The sequence below is a fragment of the Nocardia wallacei genome (genome assembly GCF_029869545.1).
Taxonomy (GTDB): Bacteria; Actinomycetota; Actinomycetes; order Mycobacteriales; family Mycobacteriaceae; genus Nocardia; species Nocardia wallacei_A.
Genome location: NZ_JARWQD010000255.1, coordinates 1 through 6,182 on the forward strand (window position 1 = coordinate 1; position 6,182 = coordinate 6,182).

Below are 6,182 nucleotides of genomic sequence, written 5' to 3' on the forward strand. Positions count from 1 at the left end.
CCAGCGTTCTCCATCAAACCTGGAGTTTAATTAGCCGGCGCCCCCCCCGGCCTGTGCGCGCCCCACCCCACGGATCCTCCTCAGCGGGGTTGGGTGAGGTCGTAGACGGTGACACCGTCCACCTGCGCGGCGGTGAAGTGCTCCTGGACCCACGCGGTGATCTGGGCGCTGGTCGAGGTGCCCGAGCGTTCGCCGGGTCCGCGGTCGCCGCCGATGAAGTAGTGGATCTTGCCTTCGGCCACGTATTCGCGGAACTGGTCCAGCGTCGGCGACGGGTCGCTGCCGTTGAACCCGCCGATCGACATCACCGGGAGCTGCGTGGCGAGCTGGTAGCCCGCCGCGCTGTTGGAGCCCACCGCGGCCGCCGCCCACGTGTAGGCGTCGCCGTCGCCCTCGAGCAGTGCCACCATCCGGTCGCTGGGCCGGGCGGACCCCAGGAAGCCGCCGCCACCCCGTTCACCGCCGCCCGGCGCCCCGTCGCCCGAGCCGGGGCCTCCGGCAGGCCCGGGGCCACCGGCAGCGCCGCCCATCACGACGGGGCCGTCGTCACCGGGTGCTCGCTCCGGCATGCCGTGCCCGAACGACATCGGCATGCGCGGCCCCGCGCTGGGAATCGATCCCTCGTGCCCGGTGGCCAAGGTGTCCACGGTGTAGGCGAGCGGACCGGCGAGCGCGATCACTCCCGCGGCACCGGCGGCCGCCAGCGCCGCCCGCGTCGGCAGCGGCAGTAGCAGCGCAAGGGCCGCAACGATTCCGGCGACCAGCACCACCCAGCGCAACCAGGGCACGAAATCGGCGCTGCGGGACAGCAACATCCACGCGGTCGCGACGGTCACCCCCAGTGTCAGGGCGGCCACGACCCGGACCCACCACCGTTTCCGGTTGCGCCACAACAGCATTGCGCCGATCCCGACCAGCGCCGCGATCGCGGGTGCCAGCGCCACCGTGTAGTACTGATGGAAGATGCCCTTCATGTAGCTGAACACCAGCCCGGTCACCACCAGCCAGCCGCCCCACAGCACCAGCGCGGCCCGCTGCCGATCGGTGCGAGCGGCCCTGCCGCGCAACAGCAGTCCGAGCGCGAGCAGCAGTAGCGCCGCGGGGAGCAGCCAGGCGATCTGCCCGCCCTGGGCGGGTTCGAACATCCGGGTGATCCCGGTACTGCCCCACATGCCGTTACCGCCGGGCGGCAGCTCGCCACCGGGGCCCACGCTGCCGCGCTCGTTGCCGTTGAGCCGCCCCAGGCCGTTGTAACCGAGAGTCAGCTCCAGAATCGAATTATTATGGGAGCCACCGAAATACGGTCGTGAATCGGCGGGCCACAGCTGTGCGACGAGCACCCACCACCCGGCGCCGACCACCACGCCCGCTCCAGCGGCGAACAGTTGCGCGAGCCGTTTACCCAGGCGGGGCGGCCCGGCGATCAGATACGTCAGCGCCAGCGCCGGGACCACCAGCAGGACCTGCAATTGCTTGGCCAGGAACCCGAATCCGATGCACAGCCCGCACAGCGCCAGCCAGCGCCAGCGGCCGTCCTCGACCGCGCGGGTCATCGCCCAGGCCGCCGCGACCATCATGAGCACCAGCAGCGCATCCGGATTGTCGAACCGGAACATCAGCGCCGCAACGGGAGTCACGGCCAGCACCAGCCCGGCCAGCAGGCCCGCGGCCGCGCCGAAGTTGCGGCGTACCGTCGCCCACAGCAGCGCCACGGTCGCGACGCCCATCAGCACCTGGGGCAGCAGCAGGCTCCAGCTCGACAGCCCGAACAGCCGGATCGACAGCGCCATCGGCCACAGCGACGCGGGTGTCTTGTCGACGGTGATCGCGTTGGCGGCATCGGAGGATCCGAAGAAGAACGCCTTCCACGACACCGAACCCGCCTGTGCCGCAGCGGCATAGAAGGAATTCGCCCAGCCGCTGGCATTCAGGTTCCACAAGTAGGCCGCCGCGGTGCCGATCAGCAGCACCGCCAGCGCCACGTACTCCCAGCGGCGGCGGGCGGGTGGCGGCGCGGCAACCGGTGCGGCGGGCCGGGTGAGTGTCGTCGTCATCGGTTACCTCCCGGCGCGACGGCGCCGTCGGTGACCGCATTGCGGAACACCCAGCGCAATCCGACGAATCGGCTCAGCGTCGCCACGGCATTGGCCACGACCAGGACGAGCAGCTGCGGCCCGACCGGCGCATCCGGCGCCCAGCGGTGCAGCGCGAACAGCGAGCCACTGGTGAGCGCCCACGCGAACCCGAACAGGAGCAGCCCTTGAACATGGTGGGACACAGCGGCATTCGATCCGCGCACGCCGAAGGTGAAGGCCCGGTTGGCGGCGGTATTGGCGATCGCGGTGAGCAGCAGCGCCAGGAAGTTCGCCGCCTGCGCGCCCGTGAGCGGCTGCAGCACGACATAGAGCAGCAGATAGGCCAGCGTGGAGGCGACGCCGATGATGCCGAACCGCACCAGCTGCCCCACCATGCCCAGCGGAACCCCGTCCACCAGCGGTTCCCGGCCGATCGCCGCCCGCAGCTCGTTGATCGGCAACGCACCGGTGGCCAGGCCGCGGCCGACCCGCCATACCCCGAACAGATCCTTGCGCGCGGTGTCGACGATATCGACGCGGCTGTCCGGATCGTCGATCCAGTCGACCGGCACCTCGTGGATGCGCAACCCGGCGCGCTCGGCGATCACGAGCAGTTCGGTGTCGAAGAACCATTCCCCGTCCTGCACCAGCGGCAGCACCCGCCGGGCCACGGGCGCGCGCATGGCCTTGAAGCCGCACTGGGCGTCGGAGAATCGGGTCCGCAGCGAGGCCCGCAGGATGAGATTGTAAGTGCGGGAGATGAATTCGCGCTTGGGCCCGCGCACCACCCGTGCCGACTTGGCCAGTCGGGTCCCGACGGCGAGATCGGAGTGTCCGGACACCAGGGGCGCGATCAGCGGCAGCAGGGCGTTGAGGTCGGTGGACAGGTCCACGTCCATATACGCGACCACCTGCGCATCGGATGCCTCCCACACCGCGCGCAGCGCGCGGCCGCGGCCCTTGCGGTCCAGGTGCACCACGCGCACGTCCGCGAGTTCGTCGGCCAGCAGGTGCGAGACCCGCAGGGTGTCGTCGGTGGATGCGTTGTCGGCGATGGTGATTCGCGTCGAGAACGGGAAGCCCGCGCTCAGGAATGCGTGCAGTCGGCGCACGCAGATCCCGAGATCGCGCTCCTCGTTGTAGACGGGGATCACCACATCCAGTACCGGCGTCGCTAATGCATCGGCCGGTTCCGCCGCCGGAGCGGCCGTAGCTGTGTCGGTCATGACAACGAACTTCGGCCACCAGCCTGCGGCGCCCCTGCGCCCGGGCTGGGAGATTGCTGTGAACGGGTCAGATCTGGTCGCCGAGTTCCAGGATCACGAACGGCATCGGCCGCTCGGTCTTGGACTGGAAGTCGGCCAGTAGCGGATTGTTCGCCAGGGCCCATTCGGCGAACTCGTCGTAGGCCGCACCCTCCAGCACCCGCGCGCGGCCGCGGTAGGTCTTGCCGCCCATTTCGATGGTGACCTCGGGATTGGCCTTGGCGTTGTGCCACCACGCGGGATAGCGATCTTCGATGAACGAGCTGACGCACAGCGTCTCGCCGCGATACAGCGCACCGAGCGGGACCACGTGGGGTTTACCGCTCTTGGCGCCCGTCGTGGTGAGCAGCAGCAGCGTCGCGCCCTCGTAGGCGCCGCCCACCTCGCCGGCGTTGGCGCGGAACTCCTCGATGACCGGACCGTTCCAGTTCGCGATGTCCTCGTCGGTCTGCACCTGGTTCCAGGGGGCGTTCGGGTCGTCGTAGGAGGTGATGTCCTGCTTGTCTTTGCTCATTGGAGAAGTATGTCCGGCAGTTAGGACAGCTACTGTCACCGCTCGACGGGCTGGCGTATTTCGGACCGGTGTCACATTTCGGACAGTCGCCAGAGCGGTGAGACCGGCCCGTGCCCCGCGCCCAGGGGATAGGCGGCCTTCAGGCAGCGAGTGGTCCACTCCTTGGCGAATGCGATGGCCTCGGGTACCTCGTATCCGTGGGCGAGCGCGCACGCGGTCGCCGCGGCCAGCGTGTCACCGCCGCCGTGATCGTTGCCGGTCTCGATGCGCGGTGCCGACAGTTCGTGGAACTTGTCGCCGTCGAACAGCAGATCGGTGCTGAAATCGGAGGAACGCAGGTGCCCGCCCTTCACGATCGCCCAGCTCGGGCCCAGCTTGTGCAGTGCCTCGGCGGCCTGGCGCGCGCTGCGATCGTCGGTGACGTGCACGCCGGTGAGCAGCCGCACCTCGTCCAGGTTGGGAGTGACGACCGTGGCGAGCGGAATCAGCGCCTCCCGCAACGCATCCAGGGCCTCGGCGTGCAGCAGCGGATCGCCGTGCATGGACGCCGCCACCGGATCCACCACCAGCGGGATCGGACCCTCGCGCCCGATGCCCAGTTCCCGGCACACGTCGGCGACCGCCTCGATGATCGCGGTGGAGGCCAGCATTCCGGTCTTGGCCGCGCCGATCCCGATATCGCCGACGACCACGCGCACCTGGTCGGCGACGGTCTGCGGCGGAATCTCGTGAAATCCGCTGACGCCCACCGAGTTCTGCACGGTCACCGCCGCCACCGCGACGCAGGCGTGCACGCCGAGCATGGCCATGGTGCGGGAGTCGGCCTGGATGCCCGCGCCGCCGCCGGAGTCGGTCCCGGCGATGGTGAGCGCGCGGACCGGGGTCCGGCCGTCGGGTGTCAGAGGCAGCAGTTTCACGACATAGACCCTACGACTCGCGCGGGGATCGTGACGGACCGACTCTGAATAGAACGGATCATTCCGTTTCAATGTTATCCTGGGTGCATGCCGAAGACCGCCGACACCCCGGCCCGCAAATCCCTGCCCGGTCGGAAAGCCCAGGCCGCCCGCAACGACGGGATCATTCTCGAGGCCGCCCGCGCGGTCTTTCTCGCCGACTCCGGCGCACCGATCTCGGCCGTCGCCGAGCGGGCCGGGGTCGGGATCAGCGCGCTCTATCGCCGCTATCCGAGCAAGGAGGACCTGCTGCGCACCCTGTGCTACGACGGGTTGCGCCGCTACAACGAGGAGGCGGAGGCGGCGCTCGAGCTGGACGACGGCTGGCAGGTGCTGGTCGACTTCCTGCGTCGGGTGGTCGACGCCGACGTGCACTCGCTGACGGTGCGCCTGGCCGGGACGTTCACCCCGGACGAGTCGATCCTGCCCGAGGTGCAGCGGGCCGGTGCGCTGAACGAGGAGATCGTGCGCCGCGCCCACGCCTCCGGAACCTTGCGCGCCGAGGCGACCGTGCAGGATCTCGGGCTGATCCTGGAGGCATGCGCGGCGATCGTGCTGCCCGATGCCGAGCGCACCGCACAGTTGCGTCGTCGCGTGCTGGCGCTGCTGATCGACGGGCTCGCCACCTCGGGCGACCTGCCGGGCCCACCGCCCGTGCCGAACGAATTCGCCGAGCGATGGCGCCCGCGCGGATAACGTAGGCGTCGCCGATGAATTCCGCCCGGCCCCACCGTCTCCAGTCCTAGTCAGTGCCGCACCCACCGAAAGGTAAGCCCATGAACTGGACACTCGAGGTCGTCATCGTCCCCGTCTCGGACCTCGACCGAGCCAAGGAGTTCTATCACGACCGGCTCGGTTTCGCGGTCGACCACGACACCACCGTCCCCACCGGCGGGCGCATCGTTCAGCTCACGCCGCCGGGGTCGGGCTGCTCGATCGTCATCGGCGACGGCCCGGCGGTGCCGAAGATGGAACCGGGCTCGATCAAGGGCCTGCAACTCGTCGTTCCCGACCTGCCCGCAGCGCGCGCCGAACTCGTCGAACGCGGCCTGGATGTCGGCGAGATCCAGACGGTCGCGCCCAGTCCGGACGGTTCCCTGGACAACGTCGGATTCCTCTTCTTCGACGACCCGGACGGCAACAGCTGGGCGGTGCAACAGATTTCCGCCCGCGCCTGACGGGCGCGCGACGCCCTGGGGGGGGGGCGGGGGGGGGGGGGGGGGGGGGGCCCCGCCCCCCGCCCGCCGCCGCGGGCATCACCGACGAGCCCGCCACCTGGACCCGGCCCGCACCCACCCTCACCATGTTGCGCGACCAGCTCGATCGGCTCGAAACACCGGCCGCGCACGAGCTGGCCGCCGGACTGCATCCG

The 6,182-nt window shown here is 70.0% G+C and carries 6 protein-coding genes; 2 read left to right on the top strand and 4 right to left on the bottom strand.

Annotated features, from left to right (window positions below; translation table 11 throughout):
* Positions 1-80 precede the first annotated feature (80 nt).
* From QH290_RS21630 to thiD, 4 genes are all read right to left on the bottom strand, one after another.
* Positions 81-2,054 (bottom strand): ArnT family glycosyltransferase, encoded by a 1,974-nt coding sequence (locus QH290_RS21630; RefSeq protein ID WP_280384757.1) that lies wholly within the window; start codon positions 2,052-2,054, stop codon positions 81-83.
* Positions 2,051-3,301, bottom strand: coding sequence for a bifunctional glycosyltransferase family 2/GtrA family protein (locus tag QH290_RS21635; RefSeq protein WP_280384779.1), 1,251 nt, complete (start codon positions 3,299-3,301; stop codon positions 2,051-2,053). The genes QH290_RS21630 and QH290_RS21635 overlap by 4 nt, the downstream gene beginning before the upstream one ends.
* A 67-nt stretch (positions 3,302-3,368) precedes the next feature.
* Positions 3,369-3,854, bottom strand: a complete 486-nt coding sequence (locus QH290_RS21640) for a nitroreductase/quinone reductase family protein (RefSeq protein ID WP_280384780.1) — start codon at positions 3,852-3,854, stop codon at positions 3,369-3,371.
* A 71-nt stretch (positions 3,855-3,925) separates the two neighbouring features.
* Complete coding sequence (gene thiD, locus QH290_RS21645) at positions 3,926-4,771, bottom strand: bifunctional hydroxymethylpyrimidine kinase/phosphomethylpyrimidine kinase (protein ID WP_280262720.1); 846 nt, start codon at positions 4,769-4,771, stop codon at positions 3,926-3,928.
* A gap of 87 nt (positions 4,772-4,858) precedes the next feature.
* Here thiD and QH290_RS21650 point away from each other — a divergent pair, with 87 nt between their 5' ends.
* Positions 4,859-5,506 carry a TetR/AcrR family transcriptional regulator gene (locus tag QH290_RS21650; protein WP_280384781.1) on the top strand — a complete coding sequence of 216 codons (648 nt, stop codon included), beginning with the start codon at positions 4,859-4,861 and terminating at the stop codon, positions 5,504-5,506.
* An 80-nt stretch (positions 5,507-5,586) separates the two neighbouring features.
* Entirely contained in the window at positions 5,587-5,988 is a 402-nt protein-coding gene (locus QH290_RS21655; RefSeq protein WP_280262724.1) for a VOC family protein, read from the top strand.
* The last annotated feature ends 194 nt before the right edge of the window (positions 5,989-6,182 follow it).

Bases quoted from the DNA above. Each gene is read 5' to 3' on its own strand.
- QH290_RS21650 (WP_280384781.1), top strand. From the start codon at position 4,859: ATGCCGAAGACCGCCGACACCCCGGCCCGCAAATCCCTGCCCGGTCGG.
- QH290_RS21655 (WP_280262724.1), top strand. From the start codon at position 5,587: ATGAACTGGACACTCGAGGTCGTCATCGTCCCCGTCTCGGACCTCGAC.
- QH290_RS21640 (WP_280384780.1), bottom strand. From the start codon at position 3,854: ATGAGCAAAGACAAGCAGGACATCACCTCCTACGACGACCCGAACGCC.
- QH290_RS21630 (WP_280384757.1), bottom strand. From the start codon at position 2,054: ATGACGACGACACTCACCCGGCCCGCCGCACCGGTTGCCGCGCCGCCA.
- QH290_RS21635 (WP_280384779.1), bottom strand. From the start codon at position 3,301: ATGACCGACACAGCTACGGCCGCTCCGGCGGCGGAACCGGCCGATGCA.